Source organism: Luteimonas sp. MC1895 (genome assembly GCF_016457215.1).
Classification (GTDB): domain Bacteria; phylum Pseudomonadota; class Gammaproteobacteria; order Xanthomonadales; family Xanthomonadaceae; genus Luteimonas.
Map to the genome: position 1 here is coordinate 285,957 of NZ_JAEMDY010000003.1, position 26,188 is coordinate 312,144.

Genomic DNA, 26,188 nt, shown 5'->3' on the forward strand with positions numbered 1-26,188 from the left:
GCCGCGGGGCCTGCCCCGCCGCCATTGCCGCCGGCCCGTGGCCGCCGGTAGGCTGGCGCCGATGGAACCCGACTACATCTGGGTGGCCGAGCCCGCCGCCCTCCTCGCCCGCTTCGACACGCCGCCGCCGCGTATCGGCCTGGATACCGAATTCATCCGCGAGCGCACCTGGTGGCCGCACCTGGCCCTGGCGCAGATGGCCGTGCGCGACGAGATCCTGCTGCTCGACATGCAGGCCCCCGGGATGGCCGACGCGCTGCGCGGCATCCTGCTCGATGCCGGCATCGTCAAGGTGATGCACAGCGCCAGCGAGGACCTCATCGCCTTCCACCACGCCTGTGGCGCGGTACCCGAACCGCTGTTCGACACCCAGGTGGCCGCCGCAGTCGCGGGACTCGCCTCCGGTGCCGGCTACCAGCGCCTGGTGGCCGACGTCACCGGGGTCGCGCTCGGCAAGGGCGAGACCCGCTCGGACTGGACCCGCCGGCCACTGTCGGACGCACAGCTGGCCTACGCGGCGGACGACGTGCGCCACCTGTTCGAACTGCACGACCACCTGCAGGCGAAGCTGGAAGCCCTCGGCCGCTTGGACTGGCTGCGCGAGGACTGCGCACGCATGGTCGCGAACGCGCGCGACCAGCAGCTGGAGCGCTGGCCGCACCTGCCGATCCGCGCCGCGCAGGGCTTCGATCGCGCCGCCCAGCTGCGCCTGCTGCGCCTGCTGCGCTGGCGCGACGCCTGGGCCCGCGAACACGACCGGCCGCGCAGCTGGGTCCTGGACAACGAGCTGGCCACCGCCGTCGCCCGCAGCGTCCCCACCGACCAGGCCGCGCTCAAGGCCCTGTTCGATCGCCATCCCAAGGCCCCGCGCAAGCTGCTGGGCGAGGTCTGGACGGCACTGGCCACGCCACTGGACGACGAAGCCGACGCCCCTTTGGTGCGCACCGACGAACCCGACAAGCGCGCCGTGCGCCGGCTGCAGGACGCGGTGGCCGCGCGCAGCGCGGAACTGGGCCTGCCCGACGGCGTGCTCGCCTCGCGCCGGCGCCTCGAGGCCCTGCTCGACGACGGTGACTGGGCGGCGCTCGGTGGCTGGCGCCGCACGCAGCTGGAGGCGCTCCTGGCACCACTGCTCGCCGACGCCACGGGCCGATTGCCGACCGGGCCGGCGCATGCGTAGAATGCGCGCTCTGATGGGGCGGTAGCTCAGCTGGGAGAGCGTCGCGTTCGCATCGCGAAGGTCAGGGGTTCGATCCCCCTCCGCTCCACCAATCAGACATGCAGGAAGGCTGGACCGGGAAACCGCTCCGGCCTTTTTTGTGCTTCCGGGTCCGGGATCGCACCCGCTGCGGCCCGCGCCTCGTTGGGGTGCGCGCTGCCCTTCCCGCGCGCAGGGGGTGTGCTCCCCCGGCCTGTCCGCATCCTGCTCCCAAGGCCGGCCGCAGGCCATCCATGGCCTGCTGTGCGCACACCCCCTGCGCGCGGGAACGGCTCCAGCCATCGTCGGCTCCGGGATGGAAAGGCGGGAGCCGCGCTGTGCCGTCGCGGCTGGCGCGGCTTTCGCGGCTGTAGCCGCTCCTACAGGGGCGGGCGTGGCGACGCGCGAGCGTTGGAATCCCGGATCGCGGGAGGGGTCGTGCCTGCCGCGGATGCAGGGGGGATGACCAGAGCCGGCCATGGATGGCCGGCGGCCGGATGCTGGAAGCAGGACGCGCAGACATCCGGCTGGGCATCCCCCCTGCATCCGCGGCGGGCGGCGTGCAAACTCCCGGACAACCTGGCAGAGAGACCGACTTTTCAGATTCGCCATGACCGGCGGTCGCTTTTGCCCCTCCGGAAGGCGCGTGCGAGAATCGCCGGCTGCTGCCCCCGTAGCTCAGCTGGATAGAGCGTCCCCCTCCTAAGGGGAAGGTCGTGCGTTCGAATCGCGCCGGGGGCGCCACATCCGTCTCCAGGAGTCCTCCATGCCCCATCCCGTCCTCGCCGCCCTCGGCCTGTCCGCCACCGAATCCGGCGCCTACCTCGGCAACAACGAGTGGTCCAAGGCCCGCGACGCCGGCGTGCTGGAGCCGGTGAATCCGACCGATGGCGAGGTGCTGGCCCAGGTGCATGCAGCCTCCAGCGAGGACTACGAGCTGATCGTCGGGCGCGCGCAGGCCGCCTTCCGGACCTGGCGCACGACCCCGGCGCCGCTGCGCGGCGAAGCCATCCGGCTGTGCGCCAATGCGCTGCGCGCCAACAAGGACATGCTGGGTTCGCTGGTCGCGCTGGAGATGGGCAAGTCCAAGCCCGAGGGCGACGGCGAAGTGCAGGAGATGATCGACATCGGCGATTTCGCCGTCGGTCTCTCGCGCCAGCTCTACGGCCTGACCATGCACTCCGAGCGCCCGGGCCACCGGATGTACGAGCAGTGGCACCCGCTGGGCATCGTCGGGATCATCTCGGCGTTCAACTTCCCGGTGGCGGTCTGGGCCTGGAACGCGTTCATCGCGGCGGTCTGCGGCGACATCTCGATCTGGAAGCCCTCGGGCAAGACGCCGCTGTCGGCGATCGCGTCGATGCGCGTCTGCAACGAAGCGCTGCGCGACGGCGGCTTCCCGGATCTGTTCTTCCTGTTCAACGACACCGACAACGCGCTGGCCGAGCGCATGGTCGACGACAGGCGCGTGGCGATGATCAGCTTCACCGGCTCGACGAAGGTCGGCCGCCAGGTCGGCGAGCGCGTCGCGCGCCGCATGGGCCGTTCGCTGCTGGAGCTGGGCGGCAACAACGCGATGATCGTCGACGAGACCGCGGACCTGAAACTGGCGATCCCGGCGATCGTGTTCGGCGCCGTGGGCACCGCCGGCCAGCGCTGCACGACCACGCGCCGCGTCTTCATCCACGAGTCGATCTTTGATGACGTGCTCGGCAAGCTCAAGGCCGGCTACGCCCAGGTCGGGACGAAGATCGGCGACCCGACCGACGCCGCCAACCTGATGGGCCCGCTCAACAGCCAGTCGGCGGTCGACGCCTATCTCGCGGCGATCGAAAAGGCCAAGGCCGCGGGCGGCACCGTCGAGAGCGGCGGCCAGGCGCTGACCGATCGCAAGGGCTACTTCGTGCTGCCGACGATCATCACCGGCCTGGCCAACGATGCCGAGGTGGTGCAGACCGAAACCTTCGCGCCGATCCTGTACGTGATGAAGTACGCGGAGCTCGAGGACGCGATCGCGATGCAGAACGACGTGCCGCAGGGCCTGTCGTCGGCGATCTTCACCACCAACCTCAAGCGCGCCGAGGCCTTCCTGTCGGCGGCGGGTTCGGACTGCGGCATCGCCAACGTCAACATCGGCACTTCGGGCGCCGAGATCGGCGGCGCCTTCGGTGGCGAAAAGGAAACCGGCGGCGGCCGCGAGTCGGGTTCGGACGCGTGGCGCGGCTACATGCGCCGCCAGACCAACACCATCAACTACTCCGACGCGCTGCCGCTGGCCCAGGGCATCAAGTTCGACCTCTGAGGAACGCCCCATGTACGGGTTGGCGCGCCCCTTCCTGTTCGCCCTCGATGCGGAGCGCGCGCATGGCTTGGGGCTGTACTCGCTCGAGGCCCTGCACCGGACCGGCCTGCAGCGCCTCGTGGCGGCACCGCCGCGCCCGTTCCCGACCAAGGCCTTTGGCCTGACCTTCCCCAACCCCGTCGGCCTGGCCGCGGGGCTGGACAAGAATGGCGACCACATCGACGCCCTGCTCGCGCTGGGCTTCGGCTTCGTCGAGGTCGGCACGGTGACGCCACGCGCGCAGCCGGGCAACCAGAAGCCGCGCATGTTCCGCCTGCCGGGGCACCGTGCGGTGATCAACCGCCTGGGCTTCAACAACGGCGGCGTGGATGCGCTGGTGCGCAACGTGTCGCATGCCAGGCGTCGTGGCGACGGCGTGCTCGGCATCAACATCGGCAAGAACAAGGACACGCCCAACGCATCCGCGCACACCGACTACCTGCACTGCCTGGAGCGCGTCTACGCGCTGGCCGACTACGTCACCGTCAACATCTCCTCGCCCAACACCGCCGGCCTGCGCGAACTGCAGGAAGAGCAGGCGCTGCGCCGGCTGGTCGGCGAGCTGCGCGAAGGCCAGGAGCGCCTGGCCGCGCGCCACCGCCGTCGCGTGCCGGTGCTGGTCAAGGTCGCGCCCGACCTCAGCGACGAGGACATCGACGCCGCGGCACGGGTGCTCGGCGACCTCGGCGTGGACGGGGTGATCGCCACCAACACCACGGTGTCGCGCATCGCCGTGCAGGGCCACCGGCATGCGCACGAAACCGGTGGGCTGTCGGGCGAGCCGCTGATGAACAAGTCGACCGCGGTGCTGCGGATGCTGCGCACGCGGCTGCCGGAGACGATCCCGCTGGTCGGCGTGGGCGGCATCCTGTCGGGTGCCGACGCCGCCAAGAAGACGGCGGCCGGCGCCTCGCTCGTCCAGCTCTACACCGGCCTGGTGTACCGCGGCCCGGCCCTGATCGGCGAATGCGTCGAGGCGATCCGTCGCCGCAAGGAAGCCCCCAGCCGCGGCAACCTGCCCAACCTGTGAACACCGCCGCCCTCGACGCCGTGCCCGCGCTGCGCTGGACGCGCGACGCCGACCTCGGCGGCCGCACCAGCTTCCGGGTTCCGGCGCGCGCCGCGTGGCTGGTCGAAGTCGCCGACGCCTCCGCCCTGCCCGCCGCCCTGGCCGACCCGCGGATGGACCGCGGCCCGCTGCTGCCGATCGGTGGCGGCAGCAACCTGCTGTTCGCAGGCCCGCTCGACGGTGTCGCGCTGGCGCTGACCGGTGCCGCCGCGCGCATCCTCGAAGACGACGGCGAGCGCGTGCTGGTGCGGGCCGAAGCGGGTCATGCCTGGCACGACTTCGTGCTGCGGACGCTGTCGTTGGGCCTGTCGGGCCTGGAGAACCTGGCGCTCATCCCGGGCACGGTGGGCGCGGCGCCGATCCAGAACATCGGCGCGTACGGGGTGGAGCTCGATCGTCGGATCCACGCGGTCGAGGCCTGGGACCGCGAAGCGGGCGCCCTGGTGCGGCTGGCCGCGGGCGACTGCGGCTTCGCCTACCGTGACAGCCGCTTCAAGCGGGAACCGTCGCGCTGGGTGGTGACCGCGGTCGAGTTCGCGCTGGCGCGCACGCCGCGGCTGGAGCTGGGCTACGCCGGCATCGGCCGCGAGCTCGCCGACATGGGCATCGACATCCCGACGCCGGCCCAGGTCGCCGACGCCGTCTGCCGGATCCGCCGGCGGAAGCTGCCCGACCCGGCCGTGCTCGGCAATGCGGGCAGCTTCTTCAAGAATCCGATCGTGGCGCAGGCGCAGGCCGATGCCCTGGCGTCCACGTACCCCGACCTCCCGTGCTTCGCGGCGGGACCGGGCCTGGCCAAGCTCTCGGCGGCCTGGCTGATCGACGCAGCCGGCTGGAAGGGCCATCGCGATGGCGATGCCGGCGTGGCGCCGGGGCATGCCCTGGTGCTGGTGAACCACGGCCGGGCGACCGGCGAGGACCTGCTGGCGCTGGCGCGGCGGATCGCGGATTCGGTGCAGGCGCGCTTCGGCGTGGCCCTGGAGCCGGAGCCGCGGATCGTCGGTGCCACCTGGTGAGCGGGGCCGCCTCGACCCCGCAGGCGCGCGCCGCCCTGCTGATGCTCGGCAGCACCAGCTTCTTCGCCGCGATGGCGGTCACCATCCGCCTGGCCTCCGAGGCCCTGTCGACCTACGAGGTGGCGTTCTTCCGCAACCTGTTCGGCCTGCTGTTCCTGCTGCCGTTCCTGTTCCGCGGGCGCTGGCAGCTGCCGCGCACCACCCAGCTGCCGCGCTACCTCGTGCGCTGCGCGGTCGGCGTGGGCTCGATGCTGTGCGGCTTCTGGGCGCTCGGCCACCTGCCGATGGCGCAGGCGGTGGCGCTGTCGTATGCCACGCCGCTGTTCGCCACCGTGGCCGCGGTGTTCATCCTCGGCGAGACCGTGCGCCTGCGCCGCTGGTCGGCGGTGGTGATCGGCCTGGTCGGCGTGCTGGTGATCGTGCGCCCGGGCAGCGCGGAATTCAGCCTCGGCAGCCTGGTGGCGCTGTCGGGCGCCCTGCTCTCGGCGCTGGTGGCGATCCAGATCAAGCAGCTCTCGCGCGTGGATGCGGCCGACACGATCGTCTTCTACACCTATGTCTTCTGGGTCCCGATGTCGCTGGTGCCGGCGCTGTTCGCCTGGCAGTGGCCGCAGGGCATCCAGTGGCTGTGGCTGCTCCTGCTCGGCGCCTTCGGCACCGGCGGACAGCTGCTGTGGACCCGCGCCCTGAAGATCGGCGAGGTCTCGGCCCTGCAGCCGATCAGCTTCATCCAGCTGCCCCTGGTGGCGCTGGCGGCGTGGCTGCTGTTCGGCGAAGCGCCCACGCGCTGGACCCTGCTCGGTGCCGCCATCATCCTGGTCGCCAACGCCTACATCGCGCACCGCGAGGTGCAGCTGGCGCGCCGCGAGGCGACCACCGCCCCGGCCGAGGGCGCCAAGCCCGCGGAATGACGAAGGGCCCGGTTTCCCGGGCCCTTCGCCTGTCACGCCCTGCCCGTCAGGGCACGGATCCGGGGATCACGGCGTGACGGTGAGCGCCACGCGCGAGGCCTTCAGCGGCGACACCGGATCGTTGCTCGCGACGCAGGCATAGCCGGTGTAGCTGCCGGCGGCCAGGCCGTTGGCCAGCAGCTGGGCCACCAGCGGCCGGCTGTCGCCCGGCTGCAGCGAGCCCGCGGCCGGCGCGATCGCACCGAGCCAGCTGGCGCCGCACGGCACCTCGGCGTCCACCTGCAGGTCGAGGCCGTTGAACGCCGTGTTGGCGATCCAGGAGCCGGTTCCGTTTGCGGCGATGTTGATGCCGGCGAAACCACCCGCGCCGTCCGCGCTTCCGAACCACGCCCAGCGGTTGGCGAAGGAGCCCGTGGTGTTGATCACCACCCAGTAGCGGCCGGGTGCCAGGTTGACGGCCTGGCCTGCAGCGGCCAGGTCGAGGCTGATGCGGCCGCCCTGCAGGGAGACGCCGGCCCCGGTCGGTGCGCTGGAGTAGGTCCAGACCGCTGCCGCGGGATTGGTCTGCGGATTGCCGGCCGGAACGCCGGCCGCATCGGGGTAGATGCTCCACTGCAGCGACTGCGCCGCGGCCGCAAGCGCCGCGCCGCTGACCACGAAGCCCTCGGCCGAGAGCCCGGTGATGCGCGTGGCGGAATCGACCACGAAGTCATCGCCGGAGAACTGGGCCAGCAGGCCGCCGGCCGAGGCCGGATCCGTGTAGCGGGTCGCGCGGAAGCCGCTGCCGACCGCACCGCGCCAGCGCTCGACGATCCGGCTGATCGCATCGCCGGTGTTGTCGACCGACCAGGCGAGCACCGAACCACCGGTGTTGCCCAGCGGGATCGTCACCGAGCCCTGGCCGCCCGCCGCGACGGTGGCCGAGGTCACCGCAGGCAGGTTGACCACCGGCGGCTGGACCGCGACGCCGATCGGCAGGTTCAGCACCGGGTCCGGCTTGCCGCCGCGCAGGCTGGTGGCCTTGAGCCGCAGGTTGCCGAAGTTCCAGCTGCCGTTGTTGGACAGGCTGCTGCTGTCGATGGTCACCTGGAAGGTCGCGGTGCCGTTGGCCGGGATGCGCACCACGATCGGCGTCACCTTGCCGCGCAGTCCGCTCAGGCTCGCCGACCAGGTCTGGACGCGGCCGTCGACGTTGCGGACGGTGCGGCTGAAGGTGCAGCTGGTCTCGCAGTTGCGGTTGGCCAGGCTCGGCAGGTTCAGCGCCGAGGGATCACCACCGGTCGCCGGGTTGGCCGCCAGGTAGTTCTCGGCCGACTCGTCGAGCACGAGGCCCGCACGCAGGGCCTGGTCGACGCGGATCCGGCCGGAGCCCCGCGCGAACGGACCCGCCCGGGTCACCTCGTCCTCGAGGAAGACCTCGCTGGTCGCGGTCATGGCAAGCGCCGACTTGACCTCGGACACGCTCCAGTCCGGACGCGCCTGGCGCACCAGCAGCGCGGCACCGGCCTGGTGCGGCGACGCCATCGAGGTGCCGTTCATCAGGCCGACCGCGTTCTCGAAGCCGGTGATGGTGGTGCCGGCGACGGCGGCGAGGATCGCGTAGCCGGGCGCGGTGACGTCGGGCTTGATCAGGCTGAAGGTGCCTGCCGGCCCGCGCGAGCTGAACGACGCCAGCGCATCCGGCGTGTTCGGAACCGGGGCCGCGGGGAAGCCGATCGCCGCGGTGGCCGCCGGGTTGGCCTGGTGGAAGTTGCGCAGGGCGTTGCCGGTGGCCAGGTCGACGCCGAAGGCCGGGACGGTGGTGTCCGGTACGGACGGCAGGACCGGTTCGGGCACGTTGTTGGCGATCACCACCGCCACCGCACCCGCGGCGCCCGCGGCGTTGACCTTGATCGTGAAGCTGCAGCTGCCGCGGCGCACGACCGCGATCGCGCCGGCGAAGCTGCCGGCCGGATAGCCCGCGCAGCCGTCATCGATGGCGTCGATGTTCGGGCTGACGCGCAGCGGCGTGGTGGCCGGATACGCCGCCGTGTGGCCGACGCCGTTCGAGCCCGTGGTCAGTTCGATGGCCGTCAGCGGCTCCGGCACGGTGCCCGGACCGGTGACCTGCATCAGGAAGGAATAGCCCTCGCGGCCGTGCTGCGCCGCCGCCGTGGCCGACACCCAGGGCTCGAGGTGGCCGAGCGTATTGGCCGCCGGGCCGCTGTTGCCGGCCGAGCTGGCGACGAACACGCCGGACGCGACGACGTCGAGGAAGGCCAGCGAGACCGCCTCGCTCCACGGCTGCGCGCCGCCGCCGATCGAGTAGTTGATGACGTCGGCCACGCCGTCCTTGATCACCTGGTCCACGGCCGCCACGGCCGACACGTTGGGGCACAGGCCCTGGCCGGTGGCGATGTTGGTGTAGCAGATGTCGAGCGCGATCAGGCTTGCGCGCGGGGCCACGCCGGAGATGTCGGCCTGCGCGCCGCTGATGCCCACGGTGCGGCGGTTGCCGGCGACCGTGGAGGCGACGTGCGTACCGTGCGAGCTGGTGTCGCCGAAGCCGGGCTCCTCGCGGAAGCCGGGGTTGCTGCAGGTGTCGCCCGGCGCTTCGCAGACGAAGTCGTAGCCGCCGATCAGCTTGTCGTTGCAGCGGCCCTCGTCGACGCCCCCGGGGGCACAGGTGCCGAGGTAGTTGCCGGCGCCGAGCGGATTGACGTGGGCGTAGCCGTCGGTGGGATCCAGCGCGGCGAACGAGGGGCTGCCGAAGTTGATGCCGGAATCGAGGATCGCGGCCACCATGCCTTCGCCCTGGAGCGCGCTGCCCGCGGCGGCACCCGACCAGACCGCGGCCGCGCCGATGTGGCGCGGGCCGGTGTCGGTGTCGAGCGTGTACTCGCGGTAGCCCTCGACCAGGCGCACGTCGCGCATGCGCGCGATCCTGGCGGCTTCGGACGGCGTCAGCGCGACCACGATGCCGTTGACCGCGTGCTGCATGCGGTGCGAGACATCGAGGCCGCGGCCCAGGCTGCGGGTGATGTCGGACTCGCGCGCGGCCTGGCGGCTGCGCAGGTAGTCGACGTAGGCGCCCGCCTGGCGGCTGCCCACGTCGAGGCGCCCGCCGGCGCGGCGCGCCGGTGCATCGATCCCGCGCACGCCGCCGCGGTACGAGGCCAGGGCCGGCTCGGCGAACAGGACGATATGCGGCTCGAGCGCCTCCTTCGGCGCGCGCGGCATGGCGATCGCGGCCGGCACCGGCGCGGGCTGCGCCAGTGTCGGTGCCGCCATCCTCGACTTCACTCCCACGGCGGCGGCGCCCGCGGCCGTCACCACGACGGCGGTGGCCACCGCCATCGCCAAGCTGGATTTCATGATCACGAAACTCTCCCCCGGTATGGATGACCTGCGCCCGGCCCCCGGGCAACCCATCCTGCGACGGTGTTGCCAGCCCCTGCATCGGACGCGCAGGGCGGTTCGCCGCTGCGCTCCGGAGCATCCCCCGAAAGGACGCGCACGACAAGTCCCGGGCCTGGCCATTCCCGGCCGCGACCGGATGCCGCTCAGGCGGCGCGGGCCCCACGTGAAAAGGCGATCCACCAGGCCACCGTCCACGCGAGGCCGAGCGCCCAGCCGGCGAGGATGTCCGAGGGGTAGTGCACGCCCAGGTGGATGCGCGACCAGCCGACCGCGGCCACGAACAGGCCCAGGCCCACGATGGCGGGCCTGCGCCAGCGCGTGCGCCACAGCAGCAGGGCCAGCACGCAGGCCAGGGTCATCGAGCCCATGGCGTGGCCGCTGGGAAAGCTGAAGTTCTGTTCCGGCGCGATCGACTCCCACAGCTCCGGCCGGACCCGGCCGAAGGCCAGCTTGGCCCCGACGTTCAGCAGTCCCGAGCCGCCCAGCGCGATCGCCGCGAACAGCGCCGCGCGCCAGCGCCGCAACAGCAGCAAGGCGGCCACCAGGGCGAGGTCGAAGGGCACGACGCCCCATTCGTAGCCCAGGCGCGAGACCAGGGCCCAGGCCGCATCCAGCCGCCCGCCGCCGCTGCCCTGCGCGATGCCCAGCAGCGGCAGGTCGAAGGCCAGCGGGCCGGCGCCGACCGACGCCGCCAGCAGCGCGAACACCGCCAGCGGAAGCAGCACTCCGCCCGCGAGCCACCACGCGCCGCCGGCCACCGTCGGCGGCGCATCGGGCACGACGACGCGCCCGTCGCCCGGGCCGCGCGGCGCCGAAGGATCCTCAGTCGGCACGCACGGCGGCGCCGTAGCGGCGGTCGACGTAGGCGTCGACCAGGGCCACGAACTCCTGTGCGATGTTTCCGCCGCGCAGCGTCATCGCCTTCTCGCCGTCGATGAACACCGGCGCGGTGGGCGCCTCGCCCGTGCCCGGCAGCGAGATGCCGATGTCGGCGTGGCGCGACTCGCCCGGGCCGTTGACCACGCAGCCCATCACCGCCAGCGTCATGTGCTCGGCGCCAGGACGGGTGATCTTCCATTCCGGCATCTTCGCGCGCACGTGCTCCTGCACCACCTTGGCCAGCTCCTGGAAGAACTCGCTGGTGGTGCGGCCGCAGCCCGGGCAGGCGGTGACCATCGGCGTGAACGCGCGCAGGCCCATGGTCTGCAGCAGCTCCTGCGCCACCACCACCTCTTGGGTGCGCGGCGCGCCCGGCTCGGGCGTGAGCGAGATGCGGATGGTGTCGCCGATGCCTTCCTGCATCAGCACCGCCAGCGCAGCGCTGGAGGCGACGATGCCCTTGCTGCCGATGCCGGCTTCGGTCAGGCCCAGGTGCAGCGCGAAGTCGCTGCGCGCCGCCAGGTCGCGATAGACCGCGATCAGCTCCTGCACGCCGCTGACCTTGGCCGACAGGATGATCCGCTCGCGGGCGAGTCCGAGCTCGACCGCGCGTTCGGCGGAGTCGACCGCCGAGCGGATCAGCGCCTCGCGCAGCACGCGGCCGGCGTCCCGGGGCTCGGCGAGCGCGGCGTTCTCGTCCATCAGCGCGGCGGCCAAGGCCTGGTCGAGCGAGCCCCAGTTGGCACCGATGCGCACCGGCTTGTCGTAGCGCATCGCGAACTCGATCAGCTGCGCGAACTGCAGGTCCTTCTTCCGGCCGAAACCGACGTTGCCCGGGTTGATGCGGTACTTCGCCAGCGCCTCGGCGCATGCAGGCTCGGCCGCCAGCAGCTGGTGGCCGTTGTAGTGGAAGTCGCCGATGATCGGCACCTCGACGCCCATCATCGCCAGCCGCTCGACGATGCGCGGGACCGCCGCCGCGGATTCGGCGTTGTTGACCGTCACCCGCACCAGCTCGGAGCCCGCGCGCCAGAGCGCGGCGACCTGCTTGACCGTGCCCTCGACGTCCGCGGTGTCGGTGTTGGTCATCGACTGTACGACCACCGGCGCCTGGCCGCCGACGGCGATGCCGCCCACCCGCACCTGGCGGGTGGCGCGCCGGGGTGCCGGGCCGAAGGCCCATTCTTCGAGCGTGTGCGCGGCGTGCGTCGGGCGGGTCTGCGGAATGGCGTTCATCGTTCCATTTTAGTCCCCGCCGGGGTGCTTGTTACCGCGCCGCCTTCCCCCCAGTTCATCAGGGACTGCAGGACAAGGTTTCCCCCATGCCCGTATCCACCGCCTCCGCGACCATCGCCACCACCGACGCCAGCCGCCTGATCAAGCGTCTGTGCACCCACTGGGCGCACAAGCTCGAGGTCGAGTTCGACGCCACGCAGGCGCGGATCGCCTTCGACGCGCACACCGTCGCCCGCCTCTCCGCCGGCGCCAGCGCCCTCGAGGCCCGGATCGAAGCCCCGGACGAGGCTCGCCTGCGCCGGTACCAGGACGTGGTCGCCAACCACCTGCACCGCATGGCACGCGGCGAAACCCTAGAGATCGGCTGGCAGCCGGGCACGCGCGCCGACTGAGTGGTGCCGGCCGCGGCCAGGCGGCCGCCCCCGCCCGCGGACCCGCGTGCCGGCCACGCCGCCAGCCGGGGCTGCCGGTATCCTGCCGCCATGCTCCCCTCCTCCGGCGAAAACGTCCTCAACCCCAGCCAGCTCAACGCGCTGGCCCGCAGCCTGCTGGAGGACGCCTTCTCCGTGGTCGCGGTCGAAGGCGAAATCGGCAACCTGTCGCGCCCGGCGTCCGGCCACCTCTATTTCACCCTCAAGGACGCCCGCGCCCAGGTGCGCTGCGCGCTGTTCCGGCCCAAGAGCCAGTGGCTGCGCTTCCAGCCGCGGGACGGCCTGCGCGTGCTCGCCCGCGGCCGCCTGACGCTGTACGAGGCGCGGGGCGACTACCAGCTGATCCTCGACTCCATGGAGGAGGCCGGTGAAGGCGCGCTGCGCCGGGCGTTCGACGAACTCAAGGCGAAGCTGCAGACCGAGGGCCTGTTCGACGAGGCACGCAAGCGCCGGCTCCCGGCCTATGCCCGACGCGTCGGCCTCATCACCTCGCCCTCCGGCGCCGCGGTGCGCGACGTGCTCAGCGTGCTCGCACGGCGCTTCCCGCTGCTCGAGGTCGACGTGCTGCCGGTGCCCGTGCAGGGCGACGCGGCCGCGGCGCAGATCCGCGGCATGCTCGACCGCGCCGCCGGCAGCGGCCGCTACGACGTGCTGGTGCTGGCGCGCGGCGGCGGGTCGCTGGAGGATCTCTGGGCCTTCAACGACGAAGCCCTGGCGCGCGCGATTGCCGCCTCGCCGGTGCCGGTGGTCTCGGCGATCGGGCATGAGACCGACTTCACCCTCGCCGACTTCGCCGCCGACCTGCGCGCACCCACGCCGTCGGTCGCCGCGGAGCTGCTGGTGCCCAACGCGGTCGACGTCGCCACCCGCCTGCGCGGCCTGCAGCAGCGGATGGGCGTGCTGCAGCTGCAGCGCATGAGCGACCGGATGCAGCGCGCCGACCACGCCTCGCTGCGGCTGCAGGTGGTCGCACCGCAGGCGCGCCTGCGCGCGCTGGACGAGCGCCAGCAGCAGGCGCTACGCCGGCTGCACGCGGCTTGGCAGGCGCGCGACGCCGCCCTGCGCGCACGCCTGCGCCACGCCGGGGCGGTGCTGCGCGCGACGCGTCCGGAGCGCCGGCTTGCCGCGCTGCGCGAACGCCTGGCACGGCTCGCACCGCGTCCGCAGGCCGCGGTCGCACGCCGGCTGCAGGCCGATGCGTTGCGCCTGCGAGGCCTGGCCCGCTCGCTCGATGCGGTGAGTCCGCTGGCCACGGTGGCGCGCGGCTACGCGATCCTCCGCCACGACGATGGCCGCGTGGTCCGCGGCGTCGGCGACGCTGCGCCGGGCGATCCGCTGTCCGCGCGCGTCGGCGATGGCGAGCTGCGCGTGCGCGTGGAAGGCGTCGAACGCCGCGACGACTGATCGCGCCGCTTCGCCGGCGCGGCCGGCGCCCGGTCCCGGCATCGCACCTGCATGCTCGCCCGACGCTAACGCCGCGATCCCCATACTGCCGGTTCCTGCCGCCGCCCGAGGAACCCGCAGCCCATGGCCAAGGCCTCCGACCTGCTCGTCGCCGCGCTCGAAGCCGAAGGCGTCGAGACCATCTTCGGGATCCCGGGGGAAGAGAACCTCGATCTGATCGAGTCGCTGCGCACCTCGCGCATCCGCCTGGTCCTGACCCGCCACGAGCAGGCCGCCGGCTTCATGGCCGCGACCTGCGGCCGCCTCACCGGTCGCGCGGGCGTTTGCCTGAGCACGCTGGGCCCGGGCGCCACCAACCTGGTCACCGCGGCCGCGTACGCGCAGCTCGGGGCCATGCCGATGCTGATGATCACCGGCCAGAAGCCGATCCGCAGCAGCCGCCAGGGCCACTTCCAGATCATCGACACGATCGGCACGCTCCGCCCGCTGACCAAGTACACGCGCCAGCTGGTCTCCGCCGACAGCATCCCGGCACGCGTGCGCGAAGCCTTCCGGCGCGCCGAGGACGAGCGCCCGGGTGCCACCCACCTGGAGCTGCCGCAGGACATCGCCGGCGACCCGACGGACGCGGTGCCGATCGCCAGGTCGTACTCGCGCCGGCCGGTCGCCGAGCACAAGGCGATCGCGCGCGCCGCGGCGGCGATCCGCGACGCACGCCACCCGCTGCTGATGATCGGCGCCGGCGCCAACCGCAAGACCACCGCGCGCGCCCTGCGCGGCTTCGTCGACCGGCTCGGCATCCCGTTCTTCAGCATCCAGATGGGCAAGGGCGTGCTCGACGAGACCGACCCGCTGTGGATCGGCACCGCCGCGCTGTCCGACCACGACTACGTGCACCGCGCGATCGACGCCGCCGACTGCATCGTCAACATCGGCCACGACGTCATCGAGAAGCCGCCATTCTTCATGCGCGAGGGCCGGCGCACGGTGATCCACGTCAACTACGACGGCGCCGAGGTCGATGCGGTCTATTTCCCGCAGCTCGAGGTGGTGGGCGACATCGCCGATGCCGTGCGGCGCTTGGGCGAGTCACTCGAACCGCAGGCGCACTGGGACTTCGCCTTCTTCGACCGCGTGCGCACCGCGCTGTGCAGCCAGCTGGGCGAACGCAGCCGCGACGATCGCTTCCCCATGGCCAGCCAGCGCATCGTCGCCGACCTGGCCGAAGCCCTGGGCCCGGACGACATCACCTGCCTGGACAACGGCCTGTACAAGCTCTGGTTCGCGCGCAACCACCGCTGCCGGCGACCGAACACGCTGCTGCTCGACAACGCCCTGGCGACCATGGGCGCGGGGCTGCCTTCGGCGATCGCCGCGCGCATCGTCCATCCCGATCGCAAGGTGGTCGCGGTCTGCGGCGACGGCGGCTTCATGATGAACTCGCAGGAGCTGGAGACCGCGGTGCGCCTGCAGCTGGACCTGGTGGTACTGGTGCTGCGCGACGATGCCTACGGCATGATCAAGTGGAAGCAGGCGCACGAGGACTTCCCGGACTACGGCATGGACCTCGGCAATCCGGATTTCGTGAAGTACGCGGAGAGCTATGGCGCGCGCGGGCACCGGCCGGCGTCGGCCGCCGGGCTGCTGCCGCTGCTGCGCGAGGCGCTGGCGACCCCGGGCGTCGACCTGATCGAGGTGCCGGTGGACTATGCCGATGACGACTGGCTCCTCAACGAGGAGATCCCGCGGCTCAGCGCGGCGGTGGAATGAGCGCCGGAAGGCGGCAACCGAACGGAGGACAGGCAATGGCGGGCAGTAAACAGGCGAAGGCGAAGACGAAGAAGACCGACGCGGCCCGGGGCCGCGCCGCGCGCGACGGCCTGGCGCCGAGTTACCCCTACTACCTCGCCAACCGCGCCGTGGCCGCCAACACCGGGCTCGAGGTCCTCGACAAGTACACCGGCGAGGTCGCCACCCGGGTCGCCTTCGCCGACGCCGCCACCGTGCGCAAGGCCCTGGTCGCCGCGCACGCGGCGAAGCCGGTGATGGCCGCGTTCCCGCCGGATGCGCGCCGCGACGTGCTGGAGCACTGCGTGCGGCGCTTTGGCGAGCGCGCCGACGAGCTCGCGCTGGCGCTGTGCATCGAGGCCGGCAAGCCGATCAGCGACGCGCGCGGCGAAGTCGCGCGCCTCATCGACACCTTCCGCATCGCCGCCGGCGAAGCCACGCGCATCGAGGGCGAGGTGCTGGAGCTGCAGATCTCCGAGCGCAGCCGCGGCTACCGCGGCATGGTCAAGCGCGTGCCGATTGGCGCCTGCAGCTTCATCACGCCGTTCAATTTCCCGCTGAACCTGGTCGCGCACAAGGTGGCCCCCGCGATCGCGACCGGCTGTCCCTTCGTGCTCAAGCCCGCCGCCAAGACCCCCGTCGGCGCGCTGATCATCGCCGAGGTGCTGGCGGAGACCGACCTGCCGCGCGGCGCGTTCTCGATCCTGCCCTGCAGCAACGAGGACGCCGCGCAGCTGGTCGAGGACGAGCGCATCGCGCTCCTGAGCTTCACCGGCGGCCTGGTCGGTTGGGACCTCAAGGCACGCGCCGGCAAGAAGAAGGTGACGCTGGAACTCGGTGGCAACGCGGCCTGCATCATCGATGCCGATCCCGGTGCCGACCTCGACCACGTCGTCGAGCGCCTGGTCACCGGGGCCTACTACCAGTCGGGCCAGAGCTGCATCAGCGTGCAGCGCATCCTGGTGCATGCGGAGCTCTATCCCCGGCTCAAGCGCCGCATGAAGGCCGCCGTGCAGCAGCTGCGCATGGGCGACCCGCGCGACGAAAAGACCGTCATCGGCCCGATGATCGACGAGGACGCGGCGATCCGCGTCGAATCGTGGATCCGCGCCGCGCGCAAGGCCGGCGCGAAGCTGGTCGCGGGCGGGGAGCGCAAGGGCAGCATGCTGGCGGCAACGCTGCTGGAGGAGGTCCCGCCCGACACCGACCTCTACCGTCAGGAAGCCTTCGGCCCGGTGGCGATGCTGGAGCCGTTCGACGACTTCGACCAGGCGCTGGCGCGGGTGAACGACAGCGCCTTCGGCCTGCAGGCGGGCGTGTTCACCGCCAGCCTCGCGCACGCGATGCGCGCCTGGGACCGCCTGGAGGTGGGCGGCGTGGTGGTCGGCGACGTGCCGAGCTTCCGCGTCGACAACATGCCCTACGGCGGCGTGCGCGACTCCGGCCTCGGGCGCGAAGGCGTGCGCTGCGCGATCGAGGACATGACCGAGCCGCGCCTGCTGGTGATCCGCGACCCGGTCTGAGCGGATGCACGTGCCGGGCGGGCAACCCCGCCCGGCCGCCTTGCGCGTTGGCCTCCTGCGTCCACCGACGGAGTCCGCCATGAACCGCTTTCCCTTCGCTGCCGCGCTCGCCGCGAGCCTGCTGCTCGCCGCCTGCCAGACGTCACAGTCCTCCGCCGACGGCGCGCCCGCCGCGCCCGCGCCCGTCCCGAAGTCGACGCCGGCCGCGCCACCTGCCCCGCCCGCCCCGGTGGCACAGGAGGCGATGCTCGACCGCATCGAAACGACCGGTGCGCGACGGCGGCTGGAGGCCACGCGCATGGCGCAGGCCCCGGCCCCGACCGCCTACGCGGTCATGCCGCCGCAGCGTCCGCCGGCGCCGCCCGCCAATCGCGAGGAATATGCCGACCTCGACGACAACCCGGTCCGCCGCGCGTCCGAGCACCCCGTGTCCACCTTCTCCGTCGACGTCGACACCGGCAGCTACAGCAACGTCCGCCGCATGCTGCGCGCGGGCGTGCGCCCGCCACCGGACGCGGTCCGTGCGGAGGAGTTCATCAACTACTTCGACCACGGCCACCCGGCGCCGCGCACCCGCGAGGTCCCGTTCGCCGTGACCACCGAGATCGCGCCCGCGCCCTGGGATCCGGCGCGCCACCTGCTGATGGTCGGCATCCGCGGCTACGACGTGCCCAAGGCGCAGCTGCCGCCGGCCAACCTGGTGTTCCTGGTCGACACCTCCGGCTCGATGCATTCGCCCGACAAGCTGCCGCTGCTGCGCCAGGCCTTCGGCGCGCTCGTCGACCAGTTGCGCGCCCAGGACAGGGTGTCGATCGTCGCCTACGCCGGCTCGGCCGGGCTGGTCCTGCCGCCCACCGCGGGCGATCGCAAGGGCGAGATCCTCGCCGCGCTCGGGCGCCTGCAGGCCGGCGGCAGCACCAACGGCGGCGCCGGCATCGAGCTGGCCTATGCGATGGCCCGCCAGGGCTTCGTCGAAGGCGGTGCGAACCGGGTGATCCTGGCGACCGACGGCGATTTCAACGTCGGCACCGTCGACCGCGATGCGCTCGAGGCCATGGTCGCCGACCAGCGCGGCTCGGGCATCGCACTGACCACGCTGGGCTTCGGCACCGGCAACTACAACGACGCCATGGCCGAGCGCCTGGCCGATGCCGGCGACGGCAACCACGCCTATGTCGACACCCTGCTCGAGGCGCGCAAGGTGCTGGTGGAGGAGATGGCGTCGACGCTCCTGACCATCGCCCGCGACGTCAAGGTGCAGGTCGAGTTCAATCCGGCCGTGGTCGCCGAATACCGGCTGGTCGGGTACAGCAACCGCATGCTGCGCGAGGAGGACTTCGCCAACGACCGGGTCGATGCCGGCGACATCGGCGCCGGGCACGAGGTGACCGCGCTGTACGAGATCGCGCTGGCGGGCTCGGGCGGCGAGCGCCTGCCCGCGCTGCGCTACGCCGCGCCCGCGCAGACCACCGCGGCCACCGGGGAACTCGCGCACCTGCGCCTGCGCTACAAGCTGCCCGGCAACGACCGCAGCCGGCTGATCGAAGTGCCGCTGCGCCGCGACGCGATCCGCGCGCAGCCCGGCGAGTCGCTGCGCTTCGCCGCCACGGTCGCCGCCTTCGCCGACGCCCTGCGCGGCGGCCACCACCTGGGCGGCTGGAACTGGGATGCGATCGCGGCCAGCGCTGCCGCCAACCGCGGCGACGACCGCTGGGGCCTGCGCGCCGAATTCGCCACCCTGGTGGAGGCCGGCCGGCTCGCCACCCGCGCCGATGCCCACGCCGGCGGCGACTGACGTGATCCTGCCCCGCCGCCGCTCAGGCCGCGCCGCGGTCGCCGGCGGCGGGCGCGGGCATCGGGCGTCCGAACAGGAAGCCCTGGCCCATCGTGCAGCCGAGCTGGCGCAGGGTCTCGGCCTGGGCCGCGGTCTCCACGCCTTCGCCGATGGTGTCGATGCCCAGCGTGCCCGCGAGCGCCAGGATCGCGCGCACCAGGGCCAGGCTCTCGGGATGCAGCGCGTCGTCGAGCCCGGCGACGAAGCTCTGGTCGATCTTCAGCGCGTGGATCGGGAAGCGGTGCAGGTACGACAGCGCCGAGAAGCCGGTGCCGAAGTCGTCCAGCAGCGCATAGACGCCGCGCGCGCGCAGCGTCTTCAGCATGCGCAGCGCGCGCGGCGCATCGTCGAGCAGGGCCACCTCGGTGATCTCGATGCGCAGCCGTGCCGGATCGGCGCCCACGTCCTCGAGCATCTGCAGCAGGCGCTCGGCGAAGTTGTCGGAGTGGAAATGGCGCGGCGAGACGTTGATCGAGACGTAGCCCTCGCGGTGCCGCGTCATCCAGTCGAAGGCGCGTCGGTAGACCAGCCAGTCCACCTGTTCGATCAGGCCGCTGTCCTCGCCGACGCCGATGAAGGCACCCGGCGGCAGCGGCCCCTGCAGCTCGTGGTTCCAGCGCAGCAGCGCCTCGTGGCCGACCACGAGGCCGGTGGCCAGGTCGACGATCGGCTGGAACCAGGGCTCGAACGCATCGGACAGGATCGCGCGCCGGAGGTCGGCCTCGAGGTCCAGCAGGCGCGTGGCCTCGGCGCGCATCTCCTCGTCGAACAGCTCGCTGCGGTCGCGGCCCAGCGCCTTGGCGCGGTACATCGCGGCGTCGGCGTCGCGCAGCAGGTCCTCGCCGTGGTGGTAGCGCGGCTGCCACATCGCGATGCCGACCGAGGCCGAGGGGAACAGCTCGCGCCCCGCCACCCACATCGGCCGCCCGAGGTCGGCGAGGATCCGCCCCACCACGGCCTGGGCGACGGTCTCGTCGCCGGCGTCGCCCAGCAGCACGGCGAACTCGTCGCCGCCCAGGCGCGCCACCACGTCGCCGTCGCGCAGCAGCCGCGCGATCCGGCGGCCGACCTCCACCAGCATCTCGTCGCCCGCCGCGTGGCCGACGCTGTCGTTGACCAGCTTGAAGCGGTCGAGGTCGAGGAACAGCACCGCGAACGGCCCGCGCGCCTGCCCGCGGGTCTCGGCGATCGCGGCGTCGAGCCGCTCCAGCAGGTGGATGCGGTTGGGCAGCCCGGTCAGGTGGTCGTGGCGCGCCTGGTGGATCAGCCGCTGTTCGGCCCGCAGGCGCTCGGACACCTGGGCGCGCAGCTCGCGGTTGGTCTCCTCCAGCTCGCGGGTGCGCGCCTCGACCCGGTCCTCGAGCTCGGCGTGCGCCGACTTCAGGTGGTCCTGCGAGCGCTTGCGCGCCAGCGCGCCGCCGATGTGGTGTGCGACGAAGGTCAGCAGCTTCTGGTCATGCACGGTGAAGGCGATGTCGGGCGAATAGCTCTGCACCGCGATCACCCCGACCGCCACGCCATCGCGCAGCAGCGGCACGCCGAGCCAGAAGTTCGCCAGCGAGCCGTGGTGCTGCAGCTCGCCGGAGGCCTCGAGCCGGGCGATGGTGTCGCGATCGGCCAGCAGCGCGCGGCCACTGTGGATCACGTATTCGCTCAGGCCGCGGATCATGCGCCGCGGCTCGCGGATGATGTCGCGCTCGTCCACCGAATACGGGAACTCGATGTGCCCGCCGTCGCTGGACACCATGGCGATGTAGAAGTTGCGCGCGTACAGCAGCTCGCCGACGACGGCGTGCAGGTCGTTGTAGAAGCCTTCCACGCTTTCGGCGGTGAACGACAGCTCGCTGATGCGGAACAGCGCGCGCTGCAGGCGCTCGGCGCGCTGGCGCTCGACGATCTCGGCCTGCAGCACCTCGTTGGCCTGCTGCAGCTCGCGCGTGCGCGCGACCACGCGCCGCTCGAGCTCGGCCTGGGCGTGCTTGCGGTCGAGCGCGGTGAGGATGTGCTGGGCGACGAACTCCAGCAGCGCGCGGTCCTCGTCGGTGTAGCAGTCCGGCAGGTCGTAGCTCTGGACCACGATCGCGCCGCAGACCCGGCCTTCGCGGCGCATCGGCACCCCCAGCCAGTCGGCCGAGTCGGGCCCGTGCCGGGCATCGCGCTCGACCCCGAGCTGGCCGCGCAGCTGCTCGGACGGGCCGCGCAGCGGATGCCCGTGGCGCAGCAGGGCCACCGTCAGGCTGGCCGGCATGTCCTCGAGCGGAATCTCCGTGTCGGGCTCGGCCACCCAGGGATCGATGCGGTCGGCGAAATACAGGAAGCGGGTGGTGTGGCGCAGGTCGTCGTAGGCCACGATGTAGAAGTTCTCGGCCGACATCAGGCCGCCCACCACGCCGTGGATCCGCTTCAGCACCTGGGCCATGTCCAGGCCCGAACCCGCCAGGTCGGCGATCCCGTACAGCGCCTGCTGCAGCCGCTCGGACTTGCGCAGGGATTCGATGCGGGTTTCGGCCTGGGCCGAGGCGAGGGTCGCCGAGACCAGCCGGCGCGCCAGCGCGCGCCAGGCCTCGCAGGAACCGGGCGTCAGCGCTTCCGGCAGGCGCGTGGCGATGGCCACCGCGGCCTCGCCCTCCTCCCAGGCGTCCTCGATCGACCTGCCGCCGTCGCGCCGCGGCGGATCCCCGGCCAGCAGGCCGTGGGCCCGCGCCCGGAGCCCTTCGGGGGCGTCGTCGACGATCGATTCCCCTGCGCCCAGGCGTTCGTCGCTCCAGCAGACCACGACCAGGGACCCGGTGGGCAGCGATTGCGCCAGCATGCCCGCCAACCCCGCGAGATCGACCTTGCGGGGCGGCGATGCCACCGGAATGTCCAACCTTGCCTGCACCTGCCAGATCCCCTCGCACAGCCCAGTACCAAGGGAAGAACGACGGATCACGCCGCCAGCGGCAAGCAGGAGCGGCCTTCCCCCCGGCCTCCCGGCGACATGATGCCGCGCATCCGCGCCGCGCGCACGGGCTTCACGCGCCCCGGCGCAGCGCTTAACCTGCTGCCGATGGACGCCCCGCAGCATGCAGTGCACGCCGAACCCAGCGATGACGCGCTGATGCGGGCGTGGGCGCAGGGCGACGCCGGGGCCTTTGAAACGCTGTACCTGCGCCATCGCGAGCGGCTGCACCGGTTCCTGCTGCGCCAGCTGCGCGACCCGGGGCTGGCCGACGAGGTGTTCCAGGACACCTGGCAGCGCGTGGTGTCCGCCGGCGCCGACTGGCGCCCCGATGCCGCCTTCGCCACCTGGCTGTACCGGATCGCGCGCAACCGCGTCACCGACCACTGGCGCGCCCGCCAGCATCGGCCGCCGGCGCCCGACGACGCCGACGCGCGCACCGCCCGGCTGGAGGACGGCGACACCCCCGAGCGCCGGCTCGACGCCTGGCAGCGACGGCGCGGCCTGCAGCAGGCCCTCGACGCCCTGCCCGCGGACCAGCGCGAGGTGGTGCTGATGCGCCTGGAGCAGGAGCTGACCCTGGAGCAGATCGGCGACATCACCGGCGTGGGCCGCGAAACCGTGAAGTCGCGGCTGCGCTATGCCATGGACAAGCTGCGCGCCGCCCTGGCCGGCACCCCCACCGCCACCGCGGTCGACGAACCCGCGCGGGAGGACGCGCGATGACGCAGCCGACCCGACCCGATCCGCTGGACCCGACCGAGCGCGCGCTGGCCGACGCGCTGGCGCGCCACGATCCCGTGCCGGGCCCCTCCCCGGCGCTGGACGCGACCATCCTGGCTTCGGCGCGCGCCGCGGCCGCAGCGCGCGCGGCGGCCGGCGGGCAAGCAGGCGACGGCAGCGGTCCGGCGGCGGGTGGCCCGGCGATCCGGACCACCGCGGCCAGCGGCCAGCGCTATCGCCGACGCCATCCCGCCGTGCTGCGCGGCGGCGCCCTGGCGGCGACCGTGGTGATCGCCGCCGGGATCGCGTGGCAGCTGCAGCCGCGTTTCGATGTGCCCGACCTGGCGGATGACACCGGGACTGCGGCACCCGCGACGCCGGACGCCGCGGCGCGCGCGCCGGAGGCTGCGGCTACGCCGGCGGCTCCGGCTGCGGCTGCTGCGGAGGCGGCTCCGGCGGTGGATGCGGCAGTTGCGGGGGACGCCGGCAGCCCCGCGCGCCAGGCCCCGCCCGAGGCAGGCGTCGTGACGCCTCCATCGCCGGTGCGCGCGCTCACCGGTAGCGGGCCCGAGTCGCCCGCACCACCGGCAGCGGCCTCGATGCCTGCGAGGCCACCCGCGGCCGAAGCGCAGGCGGCCGAGATGCGTGCGTCCGAGGAGCCACCGGTGGTCTTCGACGCGCCCGTCCCGACGTCTGCACCGGTGGAGCCGGCACCAGCGCTGCCTGCGCCTCCCGCGCCGCCGGCACCGCCTGCCCCGCTGCGCGCGCAGCCGGCGCCCCCCTCCATGGCGTCCCCGGCCGCCCGGCGCGCGGACGCGGCCGGGGCCGCGGACGAGGTGCGGCACGAGGACTGGCTGGACCAGCCGCTCGACGACACGCCGCCGGCTTCGGTGGATTCGCCCGCGGTGCGCGAGGCGTGGCTGGCGCGCATCCGCGAACTGGTCTCGGCCGAGCGCTACGACGAGGCCCGCGACAGCTACGCCGAGTTCCGCCGCCGCCATCCCGACGCACCGGTGCCGCCCGACCTGCGGGCGCTGCTGGGCGGGGAATGAGCACCATCACCCTGGCCGCGGCGGCCACGCACGAACTCGTCGTCAAGCACAGCCGGTTCCTGGCCAGCGCCGCGCCGGTCACGGATCCGGACGCGGCGGCGGCGTTCATCGCCTCGGTCTCGGTGCCCGACGCCACCCACAACTGCTGGGCCTGGCGGCTGGGCGACGGCTACCGCTCCAGCGACGATGGCGAGCCCGCCGGCACCGCCGGACGGCCGATCCTGGCCGCGATCGACGGCCAGGGCCTGGACGGCGTGGCCGTTGTGGTCACGCGCTGGTATGGCGGCATCAAGCTCGGCGCGGGCGGCCTGGTCCGCGCCTACGGCGGCGCCGCGGCGGAGTGCCTTCGCACCGCAGAGCGCCGCGAAGTGGTGGAGATGACCGAGGTCGACGTCGAGTGCCCCTTCGCCGACCTCGCCGCCGTGCATGCGGCGCTGCCGGCCTTCGACGCCGAGAAGCTGAGCGAGGACTTCGCCGCCGACGGCGTGCGCTTCCGCCTGCGCCTGCCGGCCGCGCAGCTGCACGCGCTGGCCACGCGCCTGCGCGACGCCACCCGCGACCGCGCGCGCATGGGCGACAATGGGTGATGGTCCGACTCGCCCGCACGTCCACGCCCCCGCCGCCCCGCGAATCCAGCCCCAGCTCCAGCGACCCCGACGCCACCCAGGCGAAGGCTTCGCTGTCGTCGCTGCGCCCCCTCTGGCCGTTCCTGGCCCGCCATCGCGGGCTGCTGCTGGCGTGGATGCTGTCCCTGGTGGCTTCGAGCGCGGCGACCCTCAGCCTGCCGATCGCCGTGCGACGGATGATCGACGACGGCTTCGCCAGCGGCGCCGGCATCGACGCCGCCTTCTCGCTGCTGTTCGTGGTGACGCTGGCGCTCGCGCTCGCCACCGCGGCGCGCTTCTTCTTCGTCTCGCTGCTGGGCGAGCGCGTGGTCGCCGACCTGCGCACGCAGCTGTTCGGACACATCGTCGGCCTGGACCAGGCGTTCTTCGAGCGCAGCCGCACCGGCGAGCTGGTCTCGCGCCTGACCGCGGACACCGAGCTGCTGCGCGGCGTGGTCGCGACCAGCATGTCGGTGGCCCTGCGCAGCGTGGTGATGGTGCTGGGCTCGGTCGCGATGCTGGTGGTGACCAGCCCGCGCCTGGCCGCCTGGACCCTGGTCGGCATCCCGCTGGCGGTGCTTCCGCTGGTGCTGGGCGGGCGCCGGCTGCAGAAGATCTCGCGCGAGAGCCAGGACCGGGTGGCCGATGCCAATGCGCTGGCCACCGAGACCCTGGGCGCGATCGACACCGTGCAGTCGCATGCGCGCGAGCAGCACGAGCGCGGCCGCTTCGGTGCCGCCGTGGCCACCGCGGTCGAGGTTGCGCGCAGGCGCATCGGCGTGCAGGCGCTGGTGACCGCGGTGGCGATCTCGGTGGTGTTCGGCGCGATCACCCTGGTGCTGTGGCTGGGCGCGCACGACGTCGCCGACGGGCGCCTGAGCGCCGGCACCCTGGGGCAATTCGTGCTGTACGCGATGTTCGGCGCCGGCTCGGTGGGCGCGCTGGCCGAGGTCTGGAACGAGCTGCAGAAGGCCGCCGGCGGCATGGGCCGGATCGGTGAACTGCTCGAAGAGGCGCCCAAGGTGGTGGCGCCGGCTTCGCCGCGCGGGCTCGCGCGCCCGGTGCGCGGTGCGGTTGCGCTGCGCGACGTCACCTTCCACTATCCGACGCGCCCCGATACCGCCGCGCTGGAAGGCTTCAGCCTCGAAGTGGCGCCGGGCGAGACCGTGGCGCTTGTCGGCCCCTCGGGCGCCGGCAAGAGCACCGTCTTCGGCCTGCTGCAGCGCTTCCACGATCCGCAGTCGGGCAGCGTCTCGATGGACGGCATCGACCTGCGCGAACTGGATCCGGTCGAGCTGCGCGGCAGCATGGCCCTGGTGTCGCAGCGGCCGACGATCTTCGCCGCCAGCGCCGCCGACAACATCCGCTACGGACGCCTGGACGCCAGCGATGCCGAGGTCGAGGCCGCCGCGCGCGCCGCCGAGGCCCACGACTTCATCGAGCGGCTGCCGGGCGGCTACGCCTCCGAGCTCGGCGAGCGGGGTGCGCGCCTGTCGGGCGGCCAGCAGCAGCGCGTGGCGATCGCCCGCGCCCTGCTGCGCGATGCGCCGCTGCTGCTGCTCGACGAAGCCACCTCGGCGCTCGACGCCCAGAGCGAACGCGCCGTGCAGCACGCCCTCGAACGGCTGATGGAAGGCCGCACCACGATCGTCGTCGCGCACCGCCTTGCCACGGTCCTGCGCGCCGACCGCATCGTGGTCATGGACCACGGCCGCATCGTCGCCGAAGGCACCCACGCCGAACTGCTGGCCGAGGGCGGCCTGTACGCCGAGCTCGCGCGCCTGCAGTTCCTCGACGCGGGTGCCGGCGCCCAGCCCTGAACACCGCTGCCCGGCCGA

The 26,188-nt window shown here is 73.0% G+C and carries 18 protein-coding genes and 2 tRNA genes; 16 read left to right on the forward strand and 4 right to left on the reverse strand.

Translation table 11 applies throughout. The features are described from left to right. Positions 1-61: 61 nt before the first annotated feature. The 7 genes from rnd (at position 62) to JG616_RS09390 (ending at position 6,535) form a co-directional block, all read left to right on the forward strand. Entirely contained in the window at positions 62-1,180 is a 1,119-nt protein-coding gene (gene rnd, locus JG616_RS09360; RefSeq protein WP_199359974.1) for a ribonuclease D, read from the forward strand. A gap of 15 nt (positions 1,181-1,195) precedes the next feature. Continuing rightward, positions 1,196-1,271, forward strand: a tRNA-Ala gene (locus JG616_RS09365). Positions 1,272-1,865: 594 nt separating this feature from the next. After that, positions 1,866-1,942: transfer RNA gene (locus JG616_RS09370), tRNA-Arg, on the forward strand. 22 nt (positions 1,943-1,964) lie between these two features. Continuing rightward, positions 1,965-3,500 carry an aldehyde dehydrogenase family protein gene (locus tag JG616_RS09375; protein WP_199359973.1) on the forward strand — a complete coding sequence of 512 codons (1,536 nt, stop codon included), beginning with the start codon at positions 1,965-1,967 and terminating at the stop codon, positions 3,498-3,500. Between the two features lie 10 nt (positions 3,501-3,510). Then, on the forward strand, positions 3,511-4,569 hold the full coding sequence (locus JG616_RS09380; RefSeq protein WP_199392420.1) for a quinone-dependent dihydroorotate dehydrogenase: 1,059 nt from the start codon (positions 3,511-3,513) through the stop codon (positions 4,567-4,569). Beyond that, complete coding sequence (gene murB, locus JG616_RS09385; protein ID WP_234446485.1) at positions 4,566-5,624, forward strand: UDP-N-acetylmuramate dehydrogenase; 1,059 nt, start codon at positions 4,566-4,568, stop codon at positions 5,622-5,624. The genes JG616_RS09380 and murB overlap by 4 nt, the downstream gene beginning before the upstream one ends. A 41-nt stretch (positions 5,625-5,665) precedes the next feature. Further along, on the forward strand, positions 5,666-6,535 hold the full coding sequence (locus JG616_RS09390; protein ID WP_199360823.1) for a DMT family transporter: 870 nt from the start codon (positions 5,666-5,668) through the stop codon (positions 6,533-6,535). A 66-nt stretch (positions 6,536-6,601) separates the two neighbouring features. Here the strand turns inward: JG616_RS09390 and JG616_RS09395 are convergent, their stop codons facing one another. The 3 genes from JG616_RS09395 to ispG form a co-directional block, all read right to left on the reverse strand. After that, positions 6,602-9,889, reverse strand: coding sequence for a S8 family serine peptidase (locus JG616_RS09395; protein WP_199392421.1), 3,288 nt, complete (start codon positions 9,887-9,889; stop codon positions 6,602-6,604). Positions 9,890-10,077: 188 nt separating this feature from the next. Beyond that, on the reverse strand, positions 10,078-10,767 hold the full coding sequence (locus JG616_RS09400; protein WP_234446486.1) for a phosphatase PAP2 family protein: 690 nt from the start codon (positions 10,765-10,767) through the stop codon (positions 10,078-10,080). After that, on the reverse strand, positions 10,757-12,049 hold the full coding sequence (ispG, locus tag JG616_RS09405) for a flavodoxin-dependent (E)-4-hydroxy-3-methylbut-2-enyl-diphosphate synthase (RefSeq protein ID WP_199359969.1): 1,293 nt from the start codon (positions 12,047-12,049) through the stop codon (positions 10,757-10,759). The genes JG616_RS09400 and ispG overlap by 11 nt, the downstream gene beginning before the upstream one ends. Positions 12,050-12,135: 86 nt before the next feature. On the opposite strand from ispG, the gene JG616_RS09410 reads away from it, so the two are divergent. The 5 genes from JG616_RS09410 to JG616_RS09430 all read left to right on the forward strand — a co-directional run bounded on the left by JG616_RS09410 (position 12,136) and on the right by JG616_RS09430 (position 18,990). Then, positions 12,136-12,441 (forward strand): DUF2218 domain-containing protein, encoded by a 306-nt coding sequence (locus JG616_RS09410; protein WP_199359968.1) that lies wholly within the window; start codon positions 12,136-12,138, stop codon positions 12,439-12,441. Positions 12,442-12,531: 90 nt separating this feature from the next. Then, positions 12,532-13,884: an exodeoxyribonuclease VII large subunit gene (gene xseA, locus JG616_RS09415; RefSeq protein WP_199359967.1), complete on the forward strand. Its 1,353-nt coding sequence runs from the start codon at positions 12,532-12,534 to the stop codon at positions 13,882-13,884. A gap of 123 nt (positions 13,885-14,007) precedes the next feature. Continuing rightward, positions 14,008-15,654, forward strand: coding sequence for an acetolactate synthase large subunit (locus tag JG616_RS09420; protein ID WP_199392422.1), 1,647 nt, complete (start codon positions 14,008-14,010; stop codon positions 15,652-15,654). 35 nt (positions 15,655-15,689) lie between these two features. Beyond that, positions 15,690-17,195 (forward strand): aldehyde dehydrogenase family protein, encoded by a 1,506-nt coding sequence (locus JG616_RS09425; protein ID WP_199392423.1) that lies wholly within the window; start codon positions 15,690-15,692, stop codon positions 17,193-17,195. Positions 17,196-17,274: 79 nt separating this feature from the next. Beyond that, entirely contained in the window at positions 17,275-18,990 is a 1,716-nt protein-coding gene (locus tag JG616_RS09430) for a VWA domain-containing protein (RefSeq protein ID WP_199392424.1), read from the forward strand. A gap of 22 nt (positions 18,991-19,012) precedes the next feature. On the opposite strand, the gene JG616_RS09435 is transcribed toward JG616_RS09430, so the two are convergent. Next, positions 19,013-21,886: an EAL domain-containing protein gene (locus JG616_RS09435; RefSeq protein WP_343225007.1), complete on the reverse strand. Its 2,874-nt coding sequence runs from the start codon at positions 21,884-21,886 to the stop codon at positions 19,013-19,015. 192 nt (positions 21,887-22,078) lie between these two features. On the opposite strand from JG616_RS09435, the gene JG616_RS09440 reads away from it, so the two are divergent. The 4 genes from JG616_RS09440 to JG616_RS09460 are packed head-to-tail and all read left to right on the forward strand — an operon-like array spanning position 22,079 to position 26,170. Continuing rightward, positions 22,079-22,696 (forward strand): RNA polymerase sigma factor, encoded by a 618-nt coding sequence (locus JG616_RS09440; protein ID WP_199392524.1) that lies wholly within the window; start codon positions 22,079-22,081, stop codon positions 22,694-22,696. Beyond that, the gene (locus JG616_RS13760) at positions 22,693-23,745 is read left to right on the forward strand and encodes a hypothetical protein (RefSeq protein WP_305067999.1); all 1,053 of its coding nucleotides are present in this window, start codon (positions 22,693-22,695) and stop codon (positions 23,743-23,745) included. Before JG616_RS09440 ends, JG616_RS13760 begins: the two co-directional genes overlap by 4 nt. Next, positions 23,742-24,332 carry a YigZ family protein gene (locus JG616_RS09455; RefSeq protein ID WP_199392425.1) on the forward strand — a complete coding sequence of 197 codons (591 nt, stop codon included), beginning with the start codon at positions 23,742-23,744 and terminating at the stop codon, positions 24,330-24,332. Before JG616_RS13760 ends, JG616_RS09455 begins: the two co-directional genes overlap by 4 nt. Next, positions 24,332-26,170: an ABC transporter transmembrane domain-containing protein gene (locus tag JG616_RS09460; RefSeq protein WP_199392426.1), complete on the forward strand. Its 1,839-nt coding sequence runs from the start codon at positions 24,332-24,334 to the stop codon at positions 26,168-26,170. Before JG616_RS09455 ends, JG616_RS09460 begins: the two co-directional genes overlap by 1 nt. Positions 26,171-26,188 lie beyond the last annotated feature (18 nt).

Excerpts from the sequence above, each read along its gene's own strand:
- JG616_RS09390 (WP_199360823.1), top strand. The coding sequence starts at position 5,666 with ATGCTCGGCAGCACCAGCTTCTTCGCCGCGATGGCGGTCACCATCCGC.
- JG616_RS09460 (WP_199392426.1), top strand. The coding sequence starts at position 24,332 with ATGGTCCGACTCGCCCGCACGTCCACGCCCCCGCCGCCCCGCGAATCC.
- JG616_RS09395 (WP_199392421.1), bottom strand. The coding sequence starts at position 9,889 with ATGAAATCCAGCTTGGCGATGGCGGTGGCCACCGCCGTCGTGGTGACG.
- JG616_RS09410 (WP_199359968.1), top strand. The coding sequence starts at position 12,136 with ATGCCCGTATCCACCGCCTCCGCGACCATCGCCACCACCGACGCCAGC.
- JG616_RS09430 (WP_199392424.1), top strand. The coding sequence starts at position 17,275 with ATGAACCGCTTTCCCTTCGCTGCCGCGCTCGCCGCGAGCCTGCTGCTC.
- ispG (WP_199359969.1), bottom strand. The coding sequence starts at position 12,049 with ATGAACGCCATTCCGCAGACCCGCCCGACGCACGCCGCGCACACGCTC.
- rnd (WP_199359974.1), top strand. The coding sequence starts at position 62 with ATGGAACCCGACTACATCTGGGTGGCCGAGCCCGCCGCCCTCCTCGCC.
- JG616_RS09380 (WP_199392420.1), top strand. The coding sequence starts at position 3,511 with ATGTACGGGTTGGCGCGCCCCTTCCTGTTCGCCCTCGATGCGGAGCGC.
- JG616_RS09455 (WP_199392425.1), top strand. The coding sequence starts at position 23,742 with ATGAGCACCATCACCCTGGCCGCGGCGGCCACGCACGAACTCGTCGTC.
- JG616_RS09440 (WP_199392524.1), top strand. The coding sequence starts at position 22,079 with ATGGACGCCCCGCAGCATGCAGTGCACGCCGAACCCAGCGATGACGCG.
- JG616_RS09425 (WP_199392423.1), top strand. The coding sequence starts at position 15,690 with ATGGCGGGCAGTAAACAGGCGAAGGCGAAGACGAAGAAGACCGACGCG.
- JG616_RS13760 (WP_305067999.1), top strand. The coding sequence starts at position 22,693 with ATGACGCAGCCGACCCGACCCGATCCGCTGGACCCGACCGAGCGCGCG.
- xseA (WP_199359967.1), top strand. The coding sequence starts at position 12,532 with ATGCTCCCCTCCTCCGGCGAAAACGTCCTCAACCCCAGCCAGCTCAAC.
- JG616_RS09375 (WP_199359973.1), top strand. The coding sequence starts at position 1,965 with ATGCCCCATCCCGTCCTCGCCGCCCTCGGCCTGTCCGCCACCGAATCC.
- JG616_RS09420 (WP_199392422.1), top strand. The coding sequence starts at position 14,008 with ATGGCCAAGGCCTCCGACCTGCTCGTCGCCGCGCTCGAAGCCGAAGGC.